Raw genomic sequence first — 19,696 nt, 5'->3', positions numbered from 1 at the left:
CACGGGCGTTGTGCGCTATAGCGCCAAGGTGCCGCGGCCCCGACCGTGGCCCACAGATAGCGCCGCGCGCGTCCGTTCGCTATGGTCGCCGCGCCGATTTCAGATAGATGGAGTATTTCGATGTCAGAAAGCCGTACCTCCGCCGAAGGCGGCATGGAAACATCCTACGGCTTCCGCGAAGTGGCGGATGGTGAAAAGCAGGGTCTCGTCAACGAGGTCTTCCACAAGGTCGCCAAGCGCTACGACATCATGAACGACGTCATGTCGGTCGGCATGCATCGCGTCTGGAAAGACGCGATGATCTCGGCGTTGAATCCACGCAAGGAGCCCGGCTACAGGACGCTCGACGTGGCCGGCGGCACCGGTGATATCGCCTTTCGCATCATTGAAGCTTCGAACCGGATGGCGCATTCGACCGTGCTAGACATCAACGGCTCGATGCTATCAGTCGGCGCCGAGCGCGCCGCCAAGAAGAAGCTTTCCGACAACCTGACTTTCGTCGAGGCGAACGCCGAGGATCTGCCGTTCGAACCCAACAGCTTCGACGCCTACACGATCGCCTTCGGCATCCGCAACGTGCCGCGCATCGACGTGGCGCTGAGCGAAGCCTATCGCGTGCTGAAGCGCGGCGGTCGTCTGCTCGTGCTCGAGTTTTCGGAAGTGGACATGCCGCTTCTCGACCGCGTCTATGACACCTGGTCCTTCAACGCCATTCCGAAGTTCGGCAAGGCGATTACCGGCGAGGCCGAGCCCTATCAATATCTGGTCGAATCCATCCGCAAGTTCCCCAACCAGGAAAACTTTGCCGAGATGATCCGCGGCGCCGGTTTCTCGCGCGTCAGCTTCACCAACTACACCGGCGGCATCGCAGCCCTTCATTCCGGCTGGAAGCTCTGACGCATGGTTTCGCAGGCATCGTTCACCGCCCCGCATCCGCAGGCAGGCGTTCCCGCATGAGTACATTGGGAGCATATTTCCGGCTCTGGCGCGTCGGCTGGATTCTCGTGCGCGAAGGCGTGATTTCCGCGCTGCCGTCAGAAGATCTTCCGCCGGCTGTCGGTATCGCCAAGTCCGTGGCGGGCGTTTTCGCACGCAACCGCTCGAAGTCGAAGAAGCGCAGCGACAGGCTTGCTCAGGCCGTCGAGCGCCTCGGCCCGTCCTACGTCAAGATCGGCCAGTTCCTGGCAACGCGACCCGACGTCGTCGGTGTGGAATTTGCCGACGATCTGTCGCAGCTGCAGGACCGGATGGCTTTCTTCCCGCCGGAGGCGGCGAAGGCCAGCATCGCCAGTTCGCTCGGCCGTCCGATCGAGGAGCTTTACGCAAGCTTCGGCGATCCGATCGCGGCGGCATCGATCGCGCAGGTCCATCCGGCCGAAGTCGATACGCCTTCGGGCCGCAAGAAGGTGGCCGTGAAGGTCGTGCGCCCGGGCGTTCGCCAGCGCTTCACCCACGACATCGAGGCGATGTACCTCGTCGCTCACATGCAGGAGCGCTTCATGCCTTCCAGCCGGCGGCTACGGCCGGTGGAGGTAACGAAGACGCTGGAGCAGACCACCAAGGTGGAGATGGATCTTCGCCTGGAGGCTGCGGCACTCTCGGAGATTGCCGAGAACACGGCGAAGGACCCCGGGTTTCGGGTGCCGACCGTCGATTGGGAACGCACCGGCCGCGATGTCATCACCATGGAATGGATCGATGGCGTCAAGATGTCAGATGTCGAGGGGCTGCGTGCTGCCGGCCATGATCTCAACGCGCTTGCCGATACGCTGATCCAGTCGTTTTTGCGCCATACGCTGCGCGACGGCTTCTTCCATGCGGATATGCATCCGGGCAATCTCTTCGTCGACGCGCAGGGCGACATCGTTGCCGTCGACATGGGGATCGTCGGTCGTCTCGGCAAAAAGGAACGCCGCTTCCTCGCGGAAATCCTCTACGGCTTCATCACCCGCGATTACATCCGCGTGGCCGAGGTACATTTCGAAGCGGGCTACGTGCCTGGCCATCATAACGTCGAAAGCTTCGCCCAGGCGATCCGCGCGATCGGCGAGCCGATCCACGGCCAGCCTGCGGAAACAATCTCTATGGGCAAGCTGCTGACGCTGCTCTTCGAGGTCACCGAACTGTTCGACATGGCGACGCGCCCGGAACTGGTGATGCTGCAAAAGACGATGGTGGTCGTCGAAGGGGTGTCACGCATCCTCAATCCGCGTTTCAACATGTGGAAGGCATCAGAGCCCGTCGTCGGCGACTGGATCCGCAACAATCTCGGCCCGAAGCGCATCGTCGCGGACCTCAAGGACGGGCTGAAGGCAGCTGTGAAGCTGGCGGAAGCTGCCCCCGAGATCGCGGCGAAAACCGAGAAGTTCCATCACGAGCTTCTCTATATGAGCGAGCATGGATTGCGGTTCGACGCCAGCACGGCGGAGGCGATCGGCAAGTCCGAAGCGCGCCACAACCGCTCCGGCCGGTTTGCTCTGTGGATCATCGCCCTGACGCTGATCTACATCGCCTGGACGTTGAGCTGAGGTGCAGCAAAGGCGCAGCCTCAGGATACCGGATTTGAGATCTCGATGAGATTGTTGTCCGGGTCGCGGAAATAGACCGACATGATCGGTCCGGTGGCGCCAGTGCGCGCGACCGGGCCTTCGAGGATTTCCACCGCTTCGGCGCGCAGATGCGCGACAACAGCTGCCAGCGGCGTTTCCGCGATGAAGCACAAGTCCGCGGAGCCCGGCGTCGGCCGTGCAGCCTTGGGTTCGAACTCCCGCTTCACCTGATGCAGATTGATCTTCTGATGCCCGAACTTGAGAGCCTTGCGCCCCTCGCCGAAGGTTTCGACGGACATGCCGAGCACGCGCGCATAGAAGGCGCAACTCGCCTCTATGTCGGCAACCGTCAGAACGAGATGGTCGAGGCTGGTGATGCTGATCATGCGGCAGGCTACCGCCGCGACAGGCGGGCGGCAACCAGTGCGGCGATCATGCCGACCGCCAGCAATGCCAACGTGAAAAGAACCACGGCGTTCCAGCCATCGGCGCTCCAGAAGTACCCTCCTGCCGATCCGGCAACGCTCGAGCCGACGTAGTAGGACAGCAGGTAGAGCGACGACGCGTGCCCCTTCGTGCCACGCGCAAGCCGACCGACGAGAGCGCTTGCCACCGAGTGGGCAACGAAGAAGCCCGATGTCAGCAGCACAATGCCGAGGATGATCAGTGGCAGGGACGAACTCAGCGTCGCAGCCACGCCGGCAGCGGCCATGGCGATGCCTGCCGGCAGCACCACGAAGTGGCCGATGCGATCGCCGAGCATTCCCGCGATCCAGGAGGCGGCGATGCCGAACAGGTAGACGGTGAAGATCAGGCCCAATTCGGTCTGGTTGAGGCTATACGGCGGCAGCACCAGGCGGAAGCCGATGTAGTTATAGACCGTGACGAAGGTGCCCATCGCCAGGAAGCCGATGGCAAACAGAAACGGCAGTGCCGGATTGCTGACATGACCGATCCAGGCGCGCAGATGGAAGCGCGCATCAAATCCCCGACGCGGCGTAAAATTCCGCGATGCGGGCAGCAGCAGGAAGAAGCCTACTGCGGCAGCAAGACCAAGAAAACCAAGCGTTCCCAACGCGATACGCCATGAGAAAAATTCAGCGAGCGTGCCGGTCACGACGCGGCCGGCCATGCCTCCGAAGGCATTGCCTGCGATATAGAGCCCCATGGATGCGCCAAGACCGCGCGGATCGATCTCCTCCGACAGGTAGGCCATTGCGACGGCCGGCACACCGCCGAGCAGAAGCCCTTCGAGCGCACGGATCACCAGCAGAGCGTGCCAGCTCGGCACCAGCGAGCAGGCTATGGTGCAAAGCGCTGCGCCGAGCAGGGACGCGAACATCAGACTGCGGCGGCCGAAGCTCTCCGACACGGCGGCCGCACAGAAGATCGCAAAGGCAAGAAACCCTGTCGACAGCGACAGCGAGAGGGAACTTGCCGCGGGGCTGATGTGAAAATCCGCGGCGAAGATCGGCATGAGGGGCTGGACACAATAGAGCAGCGAGAACGTTGCGAAGCCCGAGAGGAAGAGCGCGATGCTGGCCCGGCGGTAAGGTGCCGTTCCGCGAAAAAGGTACTGCTTTTCCTTGGGCTCGGGTTGAGCCTGGACCAGTTGCAAATTGGGGAGGGAGGGAGATTCGAGGACGTCTAGCTGCTTGTCTGCGGCGCGGGGCATGGGGGCACCAACCTTTCACGCCTTCTGATCTAGCCAAGCGGTCATCATTTGTCCAATATATGGAACTGACGTTCTTGATAGGTTTTGGAGATACCAATGGAGTTGCGCCACATCCGATATTTCCTTGCCGTGGCGGAGCAGGAGAACTTCACCCGGGCGGCGGCGAAGCTCGGTATCGGCCAGCCACCGCTCAGCCAGCAGATCCGGGATCTCGAACAGGAAATCGGCGCGATGCTGTTTCATCGAGTGCCGCACGGCGCCGAACTGACGGAAGCCGGCCGCGCCTTTCTTCCTGAGGCGATGGCGGCGGTTGCGGCAGCCGAGAAGGCAAAGCTTGCAGCGCAACGCGCCACGCGTGGAGAGACCGGGCGGCTTGCCCTCGGTTTCACGGCTTCCTCGGCCTTCAATACGGCCGTCAGCGGAACCATCCGCCGTTTTCGCGGTCACTGGCCTGATGTGTCGTTGTCGTTGACCGAGATGAACAGCAACTGGCTGATGGAAAAGCTGATGCGCCAGGAGATCGATGCGGCTTTCATCCGGCCGGGGCTGGAGGATCCCAAGGATGTCCTGCTCAAGCGGCTGGCAGACGAGCCGATGCTGGTCGCACTCCCCGGACACCATGAACTGGCGAAGCGGCGCGCCGTACCGCTGGCAGCGCTTGCGGGAGAGCCGTTCATCCTCTTTCCGCGCACCGTTGGCCTCAGTCTCTACGACGACATCGTGCGCGGTTGCCGGGATGCCGGGTTCGAACTCGTCGTGACGCAGGAGGCGCCGCAAATTCCCTCCGTCGTCAATCTGGTCGCGGCCGATCTCGGCGTCTCGATCGTTCCGGCGTCGATCGCCCACCTTGCTCTCGATGGCGTGGCTTATCGCCCAATCGAGGGGCCTCCACTGGTCGCCCGGCTGGGGCTTGCCATGCTCAAGGCGCAGCGCTCGCGCGTGGTCGCCAACCTGATGAGCCTTGTCTGATCAGCCCGCCGGATCCCAGTAGGGCGGATCCTTGAAGGTCTTGCGCAGGTGATCGGCAACCGCCCGCAGCTTGGCGGATGGATTGCGGCCTTCCGGGTGCGCCATGTAGATGAATTCGGGCTCCGGCCGATAGCCGACGTCGATTTCCTCGAGCAATCCCTCCTTGACCGCCGGCCCGGCAATGAACGCCGGCAGCAGTGCGATGCCGAGGCCGGCCACGGCGGCATCCCGTATCATGTCGCCGTTGTTGATGCCGACGGCGAGCTTGGCACGCACGACAAGCGCTCCCTCCGGCGTCTGAAAACGCCAGTCAGCCACGCCGCGATTGGTATAGTAGATACCCTTGTGCCGATCGAGATCCGCCAGCGCGGCCGGCCGGCCGGCGCGGGCGAGATAGTCGGGCGCCGCGACCAGAAGCCTGCGGCTGCGGCTGAGCTTCCAGACCACCAGACGCGAGTCGATGATCGGACCATGCCGGATGACGGCGTCATAGCCTTCCGACGACACATCGACGCGGCGGTCGTCGATATCGAGCGTCAATTCGATGTCCGGATGCGCCGCGAGGAACGGATAAAGCGCTGGCCCGAGGTGCATTCGCCCGAAGGTAACAGGGGCCGCAATCCTGATCGGACCCGCGAGGCTTCCTCGCCGCACCGCCATGTCGGCAGCCGCCTCCTCGATCTCGCGAACAATCCGCGTGGCCCGCTCGAGGAAAGCAGTGCCGTCCTCGGTCAGAGTTAGCTTCCGCGTCGTCCGGTGCAGCAGCATGCCACCCAGCGACCGTTCGAGTTCGGAGAGGCGTTCGCTGACCACCGACTTCGAAAGCCGCAAGCGTCGCGCAGCCTCGCTGACCGAGCCGGCCTCCACTACGGCGACGAAAGCGACAACTCCCTCAATCCTGATCATCGTTCGGCAATTCCGAATTCGAGTTCCGTAATTTGCACACTAATCCGAACGAAAAGAAAATGCCATCTTCCACTCATCGAAGGGCGGCCGCAGCCGCCTCAACCCGAAAACGGAGATGGACCAATGAACAGATTGATTGGAAAAGTTGCTATCGTTACCGGCGCAAGCTCCGGCATCGGTCGCGAAACAGCAAAGCTCTTTGCTGCCGAAGGCGCCAAGGTCATTGTCGGCGCGCGCCGCAAGCCGGAGCTCGACAGCCTTGTCGAGGAAATCAAGGCTGCAGGCGGTGAAGCCGTCGCCGTTGCCGGCGACGTCCGCTCGGAAGACTATCACAAGGAACTGGTGTCGACCGCCGTCGCTCACTACGGCAAGCTCGATATCGCCTTCAACAACGCCGGCACGCTTGGCGAGGCCGGCCCGAGCACCGGCGTTTCGGAGAGCGGCTTTGCAGAGACGCTGGCGATCAACCTGACGGCATCCTTCCTTGCCGCCAAGCATCAGATCGCGCAGATGGAACAGAACGGCGGCGGCTCCGTCATCTTCACCTCGACCTTCGTCGGCTACAGTTTCGCCTTCCCGGGCGTTGCCGCCTACGCCGCCAGCAAATCCGGCCTGATCGGCCTGACGCAGGCGCTTGCCGCTGAGTTCGGACCGAAGAACGTGCGTGTCAACGCGGTGCTGCCCGGCGCCGTCGATACGGACATGTACAGGGAGATGAACGACACGTCCGACAAGCAGAGCTTCATCACCAACCTGCACGCCTTGAAGCGGGTTGCGGCCCCGGCAGAGCTTGCCCGCTCGGTTCTCTACCTCGCATCCGACGATGCAAGCTTCGTAACCGGCACGGCCTCGCTCGTCGATGGCGGCGCATCGATCACCCGCACCTGACAACCCGGCTAACCGCTCCGGTTGCAATACGTGCCGGAGTGGTTAGCCTGACCAAGATTCTCTTTCACACGGGCCGCTGGCCCGCTGCTCACAAGGACAAAGACAATGGCACGCTTACAAAACAAGACGGCGCTCATCACGGGCGGCACCAGTGGCATCGGGCTCGAAACGGCCCGTCAATTTATCGCGGAAGGGGCGCGTGTCGCCATAACCGGCAGCAGCGCCCGCAGCGTCGAGGCCGCCCGCGCCGAATTCGGCGACAAGGTTCTGGTCATCCAGGCAGACGCCGGCGACGTCGCAGGCCAGAGGGTTGTTGCAGGCGCAATCAGCGACGCTTTCGGCCATCTCGACATTCTTTTCGTCAACGCAGGGATCGCCGAATTCGGCCCGATCGAACAGTGGGGCGAAGACGCCTTCGACAAATCGATCTCGGTCAACGTCAAGGGCCCCTTCTTCCTGGTCCAGGCTCTGCTGCCGATCTTTTCGAAACAGGCCTCGATCGTTCTCAACACCTCGATCAACGCCCATATCGGAATGCCGAATTCCAGCGTTTATGCCCTGACCAAGGGCGCACTCCTGACGCTCGCGAAAACCCTGTCCGGCGAACTGGTCGGTCGCGGCATTCGCGTCAACGCCGTCAGCCCTGGCCCGATCTCGACACCGCTCTACGGCAAGCTCGGCATGTCGGAAGCCGACTCCGCCGCGATGGCTGCTCACATCCAGTCGCAGATCCCGGTCGGTCGCTTCGGCGATCCGGATGAGGTCGCCAAGACGATCGTCTTCCTCGCCTCCGACGAGGCACGCTTCATCGTCGGCAGCGAACTTGTTATCGACGGTGGCATGAGCAACCTCTGACACCTTCCAATCCGATGCTCTGAAGGCCGCGGCCCCTGCCGCGGCCTGATCTTGTTGACTTTGCCCCTGTGTGCCGTCACACCGGACTTGATCCGGGGTCTAGCGCGCGCAAGTCCTTGCGCGCAAAAGGTCCTTTCTCACCGCAGACGCGGTGCTGCTGGATGCCGGCTCGAGGCCGGCATGACGGAGAAAACGATCGTTCCTCAAAAGAACACCTCGCGGAAGTCTGACACCGTGCGCCCCTAACGCAGCTTTTTCCAAATGCTAGGGAGTTCTCCTCTATCTCATCGGAAAGCGGGCTTAGCCAAGACGGTGTCGCACTCTGACGCTTGCGCTAATCCGATCTCCGGCATAGTGCCTCTGACATCGGTGATCCGATTCCTTCCTCTTTCATTGGATTGGGGCCTGCCCCGGAGATATCCATGCTGATCGGTATTCTTTGCGGCATCGCGACATGTGCGTTGTGGGGGCTGACGTTTGTCGTTCCGCGCGCCATCGCTCCCTTCACGACCCTGGACCTGACGGTCGCGCGCTACGGTCTTTTCGCGCTCGCAAGCGTGGTGCTGATGGTCTATCCGCGTTTTCGTCCGCGAGGAATGCCGCCGCGCATGGTGATCACCGCGCTGCTTCTCGGCGGCGTCGGCTATGTCGGCTATTTCGTCAGCGTTTCCTATGCCGTACGATTTGCGGGCGCCGCCATCCCGCCACTGGTCATCGGCACGATGCCGGTCCTGCTCGCGCTGATCGCGAATTTCCGCGACCGCTCGGTTTCCTGGCGGCTTCTCGCGGTGCCCTTGCTGCTGATTGCGCTCGGCATCGCCTGGGTGAACGTTTCGGTCTTCGCGTCGGCCCCGAGGGCGACCATTCCATGATCGTTCTCGGCATCGGATCGGCAGGCATCGGCCTCGTTCTCTGGGTCATCTACGGCCTGGCGAGCACTGCGGCGATGCAATCCGCCAATGCACCTGACATCCTGCAATGGACCGGCCTTCAGGGAATCGGCGCAGGTCTCGGCAGTCTGGTGCTGATCCCGCTGACGTCGCTCAATCACTCGATCAGCTATACCGAGATCGACCTTGTCAGGTTCATTCTCTGGTCGCTCCTGATGGGCATTGCCGGCGCCTGGCTTGCCACGCTGCTCTGGATGATCGCGTCCCGGCGCCTGCCGCTTGCGCTCGCGGCGCAGCTGATCGTGGCGGAGACACTGTTCGGGCTCGTCTTCGGTTTCGTCTTCGAGCAGCGCTGGCCGACTGTTGCTGAAGCCGGCGGATCGCTGCTGCAGCTCGCCGGCGTCTTCGCTGCAATCGCCATCTTCAGCAATGCCGCCCGACGGCAAGCAGCCTGAGGCCGATTGCTTATTATACGCCAAGGGCTTAGGGTCCATTCACAGTGACATGTGAGACGGACAGGAGCCATGGTTCTCAACGGCAAACGCATCCTCCTCATCATTTCGGGCGGCATCGCAGCCTATAAGAGTCTCGACCTTATTCGCCGGCTGCGGGAACGCGGCGCCTCGGTTCGCCCGCTGATGACAACGGGCGCGCAGGAGTTCATCACGCCGCTTGCCGTCGGCGCCCTTGCCGCAGACCACGTCTTTATGGATCTGTTCTCGCGCCAGGACGAACAGGATATCGGTCATATCCGGCTCGCCCGCGACTGCGATCTCGTGCTGATCGCGCCTGCGACGGCCGACCTTCTTGCCAAGATGTCGGCCGGGCTCGCCGATGATCTCGCCTCTACCGTCCTGCTCGCGACAGACAAGCCGGTGCTCGCCGCACCGGCGATGAACCCGCATATGTGGGCGCATCCGGCAACCAAGCGCAACATTCAGACGCTGCGCGCTGACGGAATTCGTTTTGTCGGGCCGATGGCTGGAGAGATGGCCGAGAGCCGAGAGGCCGGTGTCGGCCGCATGGCCGAGCCGCTCGATATCGTTGCCGCGGTGGAAGCGCTGCTCGACAAAGGTCCGAAGCCGCTCGCCGGCCGAAAGGCGGTCGTCACGTCGGGACCGACGCATGAACCGATCGATCCGGTCCGCTATATCGCCAACCGCTCGTCCGGACGGCAGGGTCACGCCATTGCCTCGGCGCTTGCGAAACTCGGCGCCGAGGTCACGCTGGTTTCCGGTCCGGTCACGATACAGGATCCGCCTGGGGTCACGGTCATTCATGTCGAGCGGGCGGAAGAAATGCGGGATGCCGTGCTTGCCGCCTTACCGGCGGACATCGCCGTGATGGTGGCAGCCGTCGCGGACTGGCGCGTGGCGTCGGCGTCCGACCAGAAGATCAAGAAGCATCCGGGCGAATCCATCCCGACGCTCGCATTGACCGAAAACCCCGACATCCTGAAGACGATCGGCCATCACACCATGCGGCCGAAGCTCGTCGTCGGTTTTGCGGCCGAGACGCAGGACATCGACAACAACGCCAGGACGAAGCTGGACCGCAAGGGCGCCGACTTCATCGTCGCGAACGACGTTTCACCGGCGACCGGTATCATGGGCGGGGTGCGAAACAGGGTGAAGATCGTCGGCCGCGACGGCATCGAGCAATGGCCCGATCTGACCAAGGAGGACGTCGCAGCCAAGCTCGCCGCCCTTATTGCCGAGCGCCTCAGGCAGGCATAGCGACAGCAACTCGAGGCATAGCTTCGGTCGGCTTCTCGGCGCCGAACGGCGTGATATCGATCCCGTCCTCGCCGAGCACGACGGCACTTCCATTCGGGATCTCAGCCCATGCGTCGACATCGTCGTTGAGCGGCTCGGACACGAGGCAGAAGCCGCCGCCGAGGGTCGAGGCGTACAGCGTGGGCGCCTTGCTGTCGGTCGCATAGCGGATGGCGTAAAGCGATTTGCCGTCGGAGAATGCGGTCGTGTAGCGAACGAGTGCCGATCCGAGGATATTGAGCGACAGCCCTTCCACGAAGCCGATCATTTCGGCCATGGCGGCAATGGGTGTCTGGCGCAAACCGAACTGCAGCGCCAGCAGGAACATCAGCTCGGAATCCGTCGTGCCGCCGCGTGCGTTGAACAACTCGTCGTCAAGCATCGCTTCCATCGGCCGGCGCAGGCGCTCGAAGCCTGATATCTGGCCGTTGTGCATGAACGACCAGTTCTCGAAGACGAAGGGATGACAGTTGTCGCGACGCGTGCCGCCGCCGGTTGCCGCGCGCACATGCGCCAGAAAGAGCGGTGAACGGATCTGTCGGGCAAGGCTTCGCAGATTGCAGTCGGACCATGCCGGCAGGGTATCACGGTAGCGGCCGGGCTCGGATCGATCGCCATACCAGGCGACGCCGAAGCCGTCGCCGTTCGTGGGCGTCTTGGCGCGCGTGGCGCAATGGGACTGTTCGATCAGGGAGTGCGCGGGCGAGGACACCAGCTCCTCGAGGTAGAGGGGGTCTCCGCGATAGGCTGCCCAGCGACACATGCTCTTCCACTCCTGAACCCGCTCTCCGCAAGAGCAGGCGAATGCTGAAACGCGACGACGATTGTCGAATCCGATGGTTAATAAGAACTAAACAGATCCGTGGCTTGCAAGCGGAAGATGACGAAATTCTGACGGTCGACGTGATCAAATTGCGCGATGCAACATCTTCTTTTGTGAACAGTGCGTTCCCGTGGGTGCCGATTTCGCAGGATGAGGCTCAGCCGCTATAGTCGCGGCAAGTTCAATCCCAAGCGAGGATGCCATGTCGATCCGTCCCGTAAAGCATATCAGCACCGCAACCCCGACCATGGAAGGCGCCGGCGTCAAGCTGCATCGCGTCTTCGGTTTCGGGGACCCGTCGATGACCGATCCGTTCCTGATGATGGACGATTTCCGCAACGACAATCCGGCCGAATACATCCGCGGCTTTCCGTGGCACCCGCATCGCGGCATCGAGACGATCACCTACGTGCTTGCCGGTACCGTGGAGCATGGCGACAGTCTCGGCAATCGCGGCCTGCTTGGCGCCGGCGACATCCAGTGGATGACGGCCGGCAGCGGCATCATGCACCAGGAAATGCCGAAGGGCGACTTTGCCGGGCGCATGCATGGCTTCCAGCTCTGGGCCAACCTTCCCTCGTCGATGAAGATGACGGCGCCGCGCTATCAGGACGTCAAATCGGCGGATATCCCTGTCGTCGTCGATGACGACGGCACGGCGGTTCGGGTCATCTGTGGCGACTTCTGGGGCAAGGCCGGTCCGGTCGACGGGATCGCGGCGGAGCCGATCTATCTCGACGTGTCAGTGCCTCCCGGCAAGAAAAAGCGCCTGCCGGTCGATACCTATCGCAATGCCTTCGCCTACATCTTCGCCGGCTCGGGCACATTCCGGGATGCCTCGAAGCCTTTCGGCGTGCGCGTCGAAAAAGAGGTCAACGGAGAGGAACTCAACATCCGCGACATGTCGGGCAACCGCACGCTTGTCGTATTCGACAGTGGCGACGAGGTGACGGTGCAAGCCGGCGATGAAGGCATTCGCTTCCTGCTCGTTTCGGGCAAGCCGATCGAGGAACCGGTCGCCTGGCACGGGCCGATCGTGATGAACTCGAGAGACGAGATCATGCAGGCAATGCGCGAACTGCAGAACGGCACCTTCATCAAGGCCGCACATTGAACACAGGTGATCCACAGGCCGCGCGCCCGAATTCGGGCGGCGCCTTCGGATCGCACATCATTGTAAATGTTCAGAGATCTGGCTGTGTTTCCCGAACGGCGGCGTTTGGGCGACAAACGCGTCAAAACCACCTTCCGGGTTTTTTCTTGCATCTATGACGAATCGTCCTACCTTCATTCTATCGACAACAGAACGAAAGGAAGGTGATCCAATGTCTAATGAGATTTCAGACCTCGTAACAGGCATGGAAGTGGTGATGAAGGCGAGGCAGCCCTCGCTCTAACCCCACCTTCCTGGGATCGCTTTGACGGTCCGGCCAGTTACAGGCCAGAACTCATGGAAAGGGTCGCTTCGCGCGGCCCTTTTCCGTTTTTGGCAGATCGATTGACGCGGCTGACAGCATCGATTATTCATAAAGTCATCAGATGACTTTATGAGACACCCATGCAACCTCTGACCAAGACCAATCTGGCAATTGCTGCCATACGCAGCGAGATTGTCGCGAAGCGCTGGGATATCGGCGAAAAGCTCCCGAACGAAGCGACGCTCTCGGCAATGCTCTCCGTCAGCCGCGGCACCATCCGCGAGGCTGTCCGCGTGCTGGTATCCCAAGGTTTCCTCGAGACGCGGCAGGGTTCTGGTACCTATGTGCTATCGACGACCGACACAACTACGCCGCTCAGCATGGCACGGCGGGCGAGCCTGCGGGATCAGTTCGAAGCTCGCTGCGCGCTCGATGTCGAAGCGGCGCGTCTCGCCGCGCTGCGGCAGACGCCTGCAATCATCGCCGAGCTCAGGCGCCTTCTGGAACGGCGCGGGAATTTCGACGGCGGCGACAAGGCGGCCTTCATCGCGCGTGACCTTGCCTTCCACAAGGCTGTCATCGCCGCCTCGGGCAACCGGGCGATGATCGACATATACGACTTCTTCGCCGCCTCGATCGCCGAGACGATCGAAGCCACGCTCGGCGCTGACATCCCCGAGCCCGACATGCAGGCGCATGCCGATATCATCGACGCCATTGAGACGGGCGAGCCAGCCAAGGCCGACGCCGCGGTACGCCGCTTCATGGCCCCTATTCTGAGCGCCCTAGACCGAAAGATCCTTTCATGACCTCCCCATTGCAAGAGTCCGCGCGCACCTACGATCTCGCGGACGAGCAATTGATCGATGCCGAAGCAGACAGCGTTCCGCAGCCGGAAGCGCCGATTGGACTAAGCAGCATGCGCCGCTTCGTGCTTGGCGCCAGCCTTGTCCTCATTGCCTTCAACCTTCGTCCTGTTTTCTCCAGCGCCTCGGCGCTGTTGCCGGAGATTAGAAGCGAGCTTGGTCTTTCGGCACTCGGCGCGAGCCTGCTGACGACCCTGCCGGTCGTTTGCCTGGGTGCCTTCTCTCCGCTGGCGCCGCGCCTTTCGCAGCGCATCGGTTCCGAGCGCACGCTGCTTTTCGTCCTGTTCCTGCTTGCGATCGGAACGGCGATGCGCGGCGCTTCGTCGGTGCCGCTGCTGTTCATCGGAACGGCGCTTGCCGGCGCCTGCATCGCCGTCGGCAACGTGCTGCTGCCCGGGCTTGTGAAGCGTGATTTCGCTGACCGCGCGGCATTGATGACAGGGTGCTACACGATGGCGCTCTGCGCCGGGGCCGCGAGTGCTGCCGGATTGACCCTGCCGCTGGAGCGCGCCCTCGGCGGCTCGATGGCCGACGCCCTGGCCGCCTGGGCGCTACCGGCGCTCGTCGTCGGTGCGATCTGGCTGCCCCAGGTGCTGACGACCAAGAACGCGACACGACGGAGCGGATTTGCTGTCGAAGGGCTGTGGCGCGACCGGCTCGCATGGCAGGTCACGCTGTTCATGGGACTGCAGTCGGCTCTCGCCTACTGCGTCTTCGGCTGGCTCGTTCCGATCCTGCGTGAGCGCGGACTTGACGGCGTCACGGCCGGCGCGATCGTTTCCGCCTCCGTGATGGTCCAGGCCGCGGCTTGCCTGGTCGCGCCGCAGATCGCCGTCAGAGGCAAGGATCAGCGCCTGATCAATGCTTCGCTCTGCGTCATTGCGGTCGTTGCCCTGCTCGGCCTGCTTTTCGCGCCGCTCTCCACCGTCTGGCTGTGGGCCGTATTGCAGGGGATCGGTCAAGGCGGGCTTATCGCGGTTGCCATGACTACGATCGTCTTGCGCTCGCGCGACCAGCACATTGCCGCTCATCTTTCCGGCATGGCGCAATGCGTCGGATACCTGCTTGCGGCGGTCGGTCCGCTGATCGTCGGGCTGCTGCGCGGGTGGACGGGCAGTTTCGCCTGGTGCGCCGTGCTCTTCGTCGCTCTCGGAGCAGGTGCCGCGATCAACGGCTGGAATGCCGGTCGAGCCTCCTATGTCGGGGCGCGGACGGTCGAGAAGCAGTAAACGCGCCATCACCGACTGTTGATCCCGCCGCCTGCCCGGCAATGCTAGGCTCACGCCTGTCAATGCCATTGCCGGAGGAATGATCGTGCGGCTTCGATACATGTTTTTCGTCGCGACGCTGCTTGTCGCGCTGCCGCCAGGGTTGGCCGGCGCCGCAGAAGGCAGCGCGCCGCGCGAAGGCGTCCTGCGACTGTTGCCTGGTGATTCCGTCACGCAACACGAAATCACGATCGCTACGCAGAAGCTCAGCTATACGGCGACGGCAGGCACGCTCGATCTCTTCGGCCAGGACGGCACCCAGAGCGCCGCGATCTTCTACACTGCTTACGTCAAGAAAGACGGCGATCCCGATCGGCCGCTGACCTTCGCCTTCAACGGCGGGCCGGGCGCCGCCTCGGCCTTTCTTCACCTCGGCCTGGTCGGACCGAAAATCGTCGATTTCGGCCCCAAGGGCGACGACGGCGCCGGTGCGAAGCTCACCGACAATCCGCAGACCTGGCTCGACTTTACCGACCTTGTCCTGATCGATCCGATCGGTACCGGCTGGAGCCGGACGGCGAAGGCCGACGACGCGTCCAAATACTACAATGTGAACACCGACGCCGACACGATCGCCAAGACGATCGCCCTTTACGTCGCGCACAACAATCGCTCCGCATCGCCGAAGTATCTGCTCGGCGAGAGCTATGGCGGCTTCCGCGCTGCAAAGGTCGCGGATGCCTTGAAGGACAATCAGGGCATTATCGTTTCCGGCGCCGTCATGCTTTCACCGTTGATCGAGGGCCAACTAATGTTCGGTGCCGACCAGTTTGCCCTCGGCGCCGCTCTGGAACTGCCCTCTCTCGCCGCAGCCGAAATGGATCGGCGCAACAGCTTCGATCCTGCGCGCCAACGAGACGCAGAGCATTTCGCGCTGACCGACTATCTGACGACGCTCGCCGGCGCTCCTCCGACCGGAGACGCGGGCAAGGCATTCTACGGGAAAGTTGCCGACCTGACCGGGATCGACGCTGCTATCGTTGAGAAGAACCGCGGTTTCCTCGGCGGCTCGTTCGCAAAGCAGGCCGCCAAGGGACTTGTGGCCAGCCCCTACGACGCCGCTTTCACATCGCTGGATCCTTACCCGGAGTCGGATGAAAGCCGCGGCGACGACGCCATTCTCGACGGTTTTACCCGCGCCTATGGCGGCATATTCGCCAACTACGCCCGCAACGAACTCGGCTTCCATACCGACATGACCTACTCGCTGCTCGACAGCGACATCAACAGGCGCTGGGAATGGGGCGGCCGGGGTGGCGGATCTCGATTGCAGGCGAGCATCACCGACGACATCCGGGAACTGCTGGCTTCCAACCCGTCCTTCCGTCTGCTTGTCGCCCACGGCTACAGCGACCTCGTCACGCCGTATGGTGTGAGCCGCTACGTCATCGACCATCTGCCGACGTCGCTGACAACAGGGCGCGTGGCGCTGAACGTCTATCCGGGCGGCCATATGTTCTACACCCGGACCGAACAACGCGCTGCTTTCACGGCGGATGCGAAGGCCTTTTACACAGCGCGGCGGCAAGCTTCGCCGGCGGACTGAACGATGGCGCCCCGACCGTCCTTGGGACGCGTTGGGGTTGTTTCCTGGGATCGCCGACCTAGTTAGTCCTCATGCCCGATGCAACGACACCTGCCGCCGCCCCGACCTCGCCACAGGTTTCCGGGCCGAAGACCTGTGGCAGATCATTTTACTTTCGCCTGAAGATTACGCGCTGTTTCTCGATATCGACGGCACATTGCTTGATCTCGCGGCCACCCCCGATGACATCACCGTGCCTGCCGCCCTGCCGGCGCAGCTTCACGCCTGGTCGCAACGTCTTGACGGCGCGCTCGCCCTCGTCACTGGCCGGGCGCTGACCTATGCGGACAAGCTCTTTACGCCTCATCGTTTTCCGATCGCAGGCCTTCACGGCACCGAGCTGCGGAACGCGGATGGCGCCGTCACCAGAAGCGAGACCTCGCCTGCCTTCGATCGGTTCAAGCTGGAGCTTCAGCAGGCAGCGGAGGCGCTCGATGGCGTTCTCATCGAGGACAAGGGCGCAGCCGTTGCCGCCCATTATCGGCTGGCGCCGGAAAGGCAGGCTGAAGTCGAACGCTTGATGGATAGAGCAACAGCGGTCGTGGGCCCAGGGTGGGCTCTCCAGCGCGGCAAGATGGTGATCGAGCTTCGACCTGCCAGTGCCGACAAGGGCATGGCCATCGAGACCTTCCTGTCCAAACCGCCGTTTGCCGGCCGGCGCCCGGTTGCGATCGGTGATGACGTGACCGACGAGGCGATGTTTGCTGCCGTCAATCGGCTCGGCGGTCACGCGATTCGAATCGGCAGCCCCTCGCCCACAACCGCCGCATCGCTGTCGCTGCCCTCGGCAGCCGCGCTGAGGGAACTGATCGCTCGTATCTCCGTTTGATGAACGGTGCCACCTCGTCGCCTCTTCCACGCTGAAAGGAATCCTAAGTGAGCCGTCTCGTCGTTGTTTCCAACCGCGTCCCCGTTCCTGAAAAAGGCGGCGCAGCGGCCTCTGCCGGCGGGCTTGCCGTGGCGTTGCTGGCCGCACTGCAGGAGCGAGGCGGGATCTGGATGGGCTGGTCGGGCAAATCCAGCGGTGACAACGAGCCCGGGCCGCTTTCCCTGGAGGAACAGGGCAAGATCACCTTCGCGCTCACCGACCTCACCGAAAAGGACGTCGATGAGTATTATTTCGGTTTCGCCAACCGCGTGCTCTGGCCGATCTGCCACTACCGGCTCGATCTGGCCGAGTATGGCCGCAAGGAGATGGCCGGCTACTTTCGTGTCAACCGCTTTTTCGCACATCGCCTGGCGCCGCTGCTGAAGCCGGATGACACGATCTGGATCCACGACTATCACCTGATCCCGCTCGCCGCCGAACTTCGGCAGATGGGCGTCAAGAACCGGATCGGCTTCTTCCATCATATTCCCTGGCCGCCCGCGGACGTGCTGGCTGCCATGCCGGTTCACGAGGAGATCATGCGCGGACTTGCGGCGTACGACCTCGTCGGCTTCCAGACGGATCATGACCTGGAGAACTTTGCCGGCTGCCTGCGTCGCGAGGAGATGGGCGACGCGCTTGGCGACGGGCGCTTCAACTCCGGCGACAAGATTTTCAAGGGCGGCGTCTACGGGATCGGCATTGAAACCGAAGCCTTCGCGAAATTCGCGCGGAAGGCGGTCAGCCACGCGATGGTGCACAAGGCCAAGGAAAGCATCATCGGTCGCGACCTGATCATCGGCGTCGACCGGCTGGACTACTCCAAGGGGCTGACGCAGCGCATCGATGCTTTCGAACGCTTCGTGCTCAACAACCCGGCGCACCAGCGCAACGTTACCTATCTGCAGGTCACGCCGAAGTCCCGCTCCGAAGTGCCGGAATATGAGCAGATGCAGCGCACGGTCGCGGAACAAGCGGGACGCGTCAATGGCGCGCTCGGGACGGTGGATTGGGTGCCGATCCGTTATATCAACCGGTCGCTCAGCCGGCCGATCCTGGCGGGTCTCTACCGGCTGGCGAAGGTCGGGCTGGTCACGCCGCTTCGCGATGGGATGAATCTCGTCGCGAAGGAATACGTGGCCGCGCAGAATCCGGATGATCCCGGCGTGCTGGTACTGTCGCGTTTCGCCGGTGCCGCGCGTGAATTGAAGGGCGCGCTGCTGGTCAATCCATACGACATCGTCGGTACGGCGAACGCGATTGCCCGGGCTCTGAACATGCCGCTGGAAGAGCGGCAGGAACGCTGGCAGCGGATGATGGACTATCTGCTCGAGCATGACGTATCGCGCTGGTGCGACGATTTCCTGAACGACCTCGCCGCCTAGCCGTCCACTCCCGAAATCCCCTCCTCCATCATCAGCCACACTCCGAGCCTTTCGCTCTGTGGGCTGCCTTTCTTCGGCCGCAGCAGCCAGTAGCCGCGGTCCGGCGCCTCGAGTTCCGGGCCGGCGATGGCGAGGATGCCGGATTCCAGAAGCGAATCCACAAGACCCATCCAGCCGAGCGCCAGCCCCTGCTCGCCAAGCGCTGCCTGGACGACCAGCGAATAGGTGTTGAAGCTGATATCCCCCTGGACAGCGTAGGCTTCCCGATTGATCCGCAGCTGCGCGAAATAGCTCTGCCAGTCGAACCACGGCGAGGGCGTTGCGGTGTCGAGATGGATGAGACGACTGCGGACAAGGTCACCGGGATCCGCGAAGGGGCCGTTCCGATCCAGAAAGCCACGGCTGCAGACCGGGGCCACGCGCTCCGGCAGGAGAAGCACAGCGTCCCGCCCAAGTTCGGCCCGTGACCCGAAGGCGACGGCCAAGTCTCCATCCTCCAGGCTATCGCGCTCGATCCTCTGCGTTGCAACGATCTGGATATCCATGTCCGGATAGATCAGCCGAAAGCCATGCATGCGCGGGATCAGCCACAAGGAGGAGAAAGCGTAGTCGGTATGGAGCCGCACTGCCGGCCTAGCAGTCCCCTTGCGGAAATGGCGGGCAAGCTGGTCGATCTCATCGACGTTTCTCGCGGCGATATCGAAGAGCCTCTTGCCCTCCTGCGTCAGCACGACGCCGCGATGCTGCCGCTTGAGCAAGGTCATGCCGAGATGCTCTTCGATCCTGCGAATCTGGTAGCTGACGGCGGGCTGCGTCAGCCCGAGGCTAGCTGCTGCCGCAGACAGGCTACCGGCCTTCCCAATTTCGACGAAGATACGCATCCACCCGAGATCGACAGGACGCTCAGCCATAAAAAATCCTTTGGGCAACGATCGAAAAAAGCCGACTTCACAAGACAGAGGATAGCGACTTCAAT

The 19,696-nt window shown here is 62.7% G+C and carries 20 protein-coding genes; 15 read left to right on the top strand and 5 right to left on the bottom strand.

Going from position 1 to position 19,696, the window contains the following annotated elements; translation table 11 throughout:
* Positions 1–120 precede the first annotated feature (120 nt).
* A complete protein-coding gene (gene ubiE / locus FZ934_RS18135) occupies positions 121–897 on the top strand; it encodes a bifunctional demethylmenaquinone methyltransferase/2-methoxy-6-polyprenyl-1,4-benzoquinol methylase UbiE (protein ID WP_153272210.1) in 777 nt (258 codons plus the stop codon).
* Between the two features lie 56 nt (positions 898–953).
* Positions 954–2,528 carry a 2-polyprenylphenol 6-hydroxylase gene (gene ubiB, locus FZ934_RS18130; protein WP_153272209.1) on the top strand — a complete coding sequence of 525 codons (1,575 nt, stop codon included), beginning with the start codon at positions 954–956 and terminating at the stop codon, positions 2,526–2,528.
* A gap of 20 nt (positions 2,529–2,548) precedes the next feature.
* Here ubiB and FZ934_RS18125 read toward each other — a convergent pair whose 3' ends face one another.
* Positions 2,549–2,935: a VOC family protein gene (locus tag FZ934_RS18125; RefSeq protein ID WP_153272208.1), complete on the bottom strand. Its 387-nt coding sequence runs from the start codon at positions 2,933–2,935 to the stop codon at positions 2,549–2,551.
* Between the two features lie 8 nt (positions 2,936–2,943).
* Complete coding sequence (locus tag FZ934_RS18120) at positions 2,944–4,224, bottom strand: MFS transporter (RefSeq protein ID WP_153272207.1); 1,281 nt, start codon at positions 4,222–4,224, stop codon at positions 2,944–2,946.
* A gap of 96 nt (positions 4,225–4,320) precedes the next feature.
* Between FZ934_RS18120 and FZ934_RS18115 the strand changes: the two genes are divergently transcribed.
* A complete protein-coding gene (locus FZ934_RS18115) occupies positions 4,321–5,193 on the top strand; it encodes a LysR family transcriptional regulator (RefSeq protein ID WP_153272206.1) in 873 nt (290 codons plus the stop codon).
* Here the strand turns inward: FZ934_RS18115 and FZ934_RS18110 are convergent, their stop codons facing one another.
* Entirely contained in the window at positions 5,194–6,099 is a 906-nt protein-coding gene (locus FZ934_RS18110) for a LysR family transcriptional regulator (RefSeq protein ID WP_153272205.1), read from the bottom strand.
* A 123-nt stretch (positions 6,100–6,222) separates the two neighbouring features.
* On the opposite strand from FZ934_RS18110, the gene FZ934_RS18105 reads away from it, so the two are divergent.
* From FZ934_RS18105 to coaBC, 5 genes are all read left to right on the top strand, one after another.
* Entirely contained in the window at positions 6,223–6,987 is a 765-nt protein-coding gene (locus FZ934_RS18105) for an SDR family oxidoreductase (protein WP_113361172.1), read from the top strand.
* A 105-nt stretch (positions 6,988–7,092) separates the two neighbouring features.
* Positions 7,093–7,842 carry an SDR family oxidoreductase gene (locus FZ934_RS18100; protein ID WP_153272204.1) on the top strand — a complete coding sequence of 250 codons (750 nt, stop codon included), beginning with the start codon at positions 7,093–7,095 and terminating at the stop codon, positions 7,840–7,842.
* A 422-nt stretch (positions 7,843–8,264) separates the two neighbouring features.
* Positions 8,265–8,714: an EamA family transporter gene (locus FZ934_RS28200; protein WP_246737815.1), complete on the top strand. Its 450-nt coding sequence runs from the start codon at positions 8,265–8,267 to the stop codon at positions 8,712–8,714.
* Positions 8,711–9,187 (top strand): hypothetical protein, encoded by a 477-nt coding sequence (locus FZ934_RS28195; protein ID WP_246737814.1) that lies wholly within the window; start codon positions 8,711–8,713, stop codon positions 9,185–9,187. Before FZ934_RS28200 ends, FZ934_RS28195 begins: the two co-directional genes overlap by 4 nt.
* Positions 9,188–9,256: 69 nt before the next feature.
* Entirely contained in the window at positions 9,257–10,468 is a 1,212-nt protein-coding gene (coaBC, locus tag FZ934_RS18090; RefSeq protein WP_153272203.1) for a bifunctional phosphopantothenoylcysteine decarboxylase/phosphopantothenate--cysteine ligase CoaBC, read from the top strand.
* Here the strand turns inward: coaBC and FZ934_RS18085 are convergent.
* Positions 10,455–11,270 (bottom strand): class II glutamine amidotransferase, encoded by an 816-nt coding sequence (locus tag FZ934_RS18085; protein ID WP_153272202.1) that lies wholly within the window; start codon positions 11,268–11,270, stop codon positions 10,455–10,457. The genes coaBC and FZ934_RS18085 overlap by 14 nt on opposite strands.
* A gap of 41 nt (positions 11,271–11,311) precedes the next feature.
* On the opposite strand from FZ934_RS18085, the gene FZ934_RS18080 reads away from it, so the two are divergent.
* The 7 genes from FZ934_RS18080 to otsA all read left to right on the top strand — a co-directional run bounded on the left by FZ934_RS18080 (position 11,312) and on the right by otsA (position 18,720).
* Complete coding sequence (locus tag FZ934_RS18080) at positions 11,312–11,500, top strand: hypothetical protein (protein WP_153272201.1); 189 nt, start codon at positions 11,312–11,314, stop codon at positions 11,498–11,500.
* A 32-nt stretch (positions 11,501–11,532) separates the two neighbouring features.
* Positions 11,533–12,444, top strand: coding sequence for a pirin family protein (locus FZ934_RS18075; RefSeq protein ID WP_113361162.1), 912 nt, complete (start codon positions 11,533–11,535; stop codon positions 12,442–12,444).
* 444 nt (positions 12,445–12,888) lie between these two features.
* Entirely contained in the window at positions 12,889–13,557 is a 669-nt protein-coding gene (locus tag FZ934_RS18070) for a FadR/GntR family transcriptional regulator (RefSeq protein ID WP_153272200.1), read from the top strand.
* Positions 13,554–14,843 (top strand): CynX/NimT family MFS transporter, encoded by a 1,290-nt coding sequence (locus FZ934_RS18065; protein WP_153272199.1) that lies wholly within the window; start codon positions 13,554–13,556, stop codon positions 14,841–14,843. The genes FZ934_RS18070 and FZ934_RS18065 overlap by 4 nt, the downstream gene beginning before the upstream one ends.
* An 85-nt stretch (positions 14,844–14,928) precedes the next feature.
* Positions 14,929–16,428 carry a S10 family peptidase gene (locus FZ934_RS18060; RefSeq protein ID WP_432443595.1) on the top strand — a complete coding sequence of 500 codons (1,500 nt, stop codon included), beginning with the start codon at positions 14,929–14,931 and terminating at the stop codon, positions 16,426–16,428.
* A 133-nt stretch (positions 16,429–16,561) separates the two neighbouring features.
* The gene (gene otsB / locus FZ934_RS18055; protein WP_246737906.1) at positions 16,562–17,296 is read left to right on the top strand and encodes a trehalose-phosphatase; all 735 of its coding nucleotides are present in this window, start codon (positions 16,562–16,564) and stop codon (positions 17,294–17,296) included.
* 47 nt (positions 17,297–17,343) lie between these two features.
* Positions 17,344–18,720 carry an alpha,alpha-trehalose-phosphate synthase (UDP-forming) gene (gene otsA / locus FZ934_RS18050; RefSeq protein WP_153272196.1) on the top strand — a complete coding sequence of 459 codons (1,377 nt, stop codon included), beginning with the start codon at positions 17,344–17,346 and terminating at the stop codon, positions 18,718–18,720.
* Here the strand turns inward: otsA and FZ934_RS18045 are convergent.
* Entirely contained in the window at positions 18,717–19,631 is a 915-nt protein-coding gene (locus tag FZ934_RS18045) for a choline sulfate utilization transcriptional regulator (protein WP_153272195.1), read from the bottom strand. The genes otsA and FZ934_RS18045 overlap by 4 nt on opposite strands.
* Between the last annotated feature and the right edge of the window lie 65 nt (positions 19,632–19,696).

The organism is Rhizobium grahamii, assembly GCF_009498215.1.
In the GTDB taxonomy this organism is placed as follows: Bacteria; Pseudomonadota; Alphaproteobacteria; order Rhizobiales; family Rhizobiaceae; genus Rhizobium; species Rhizobium grahamii_A.
This window is presented reverse-complemented; position numbering and strand designations above follow the sequence as displayed.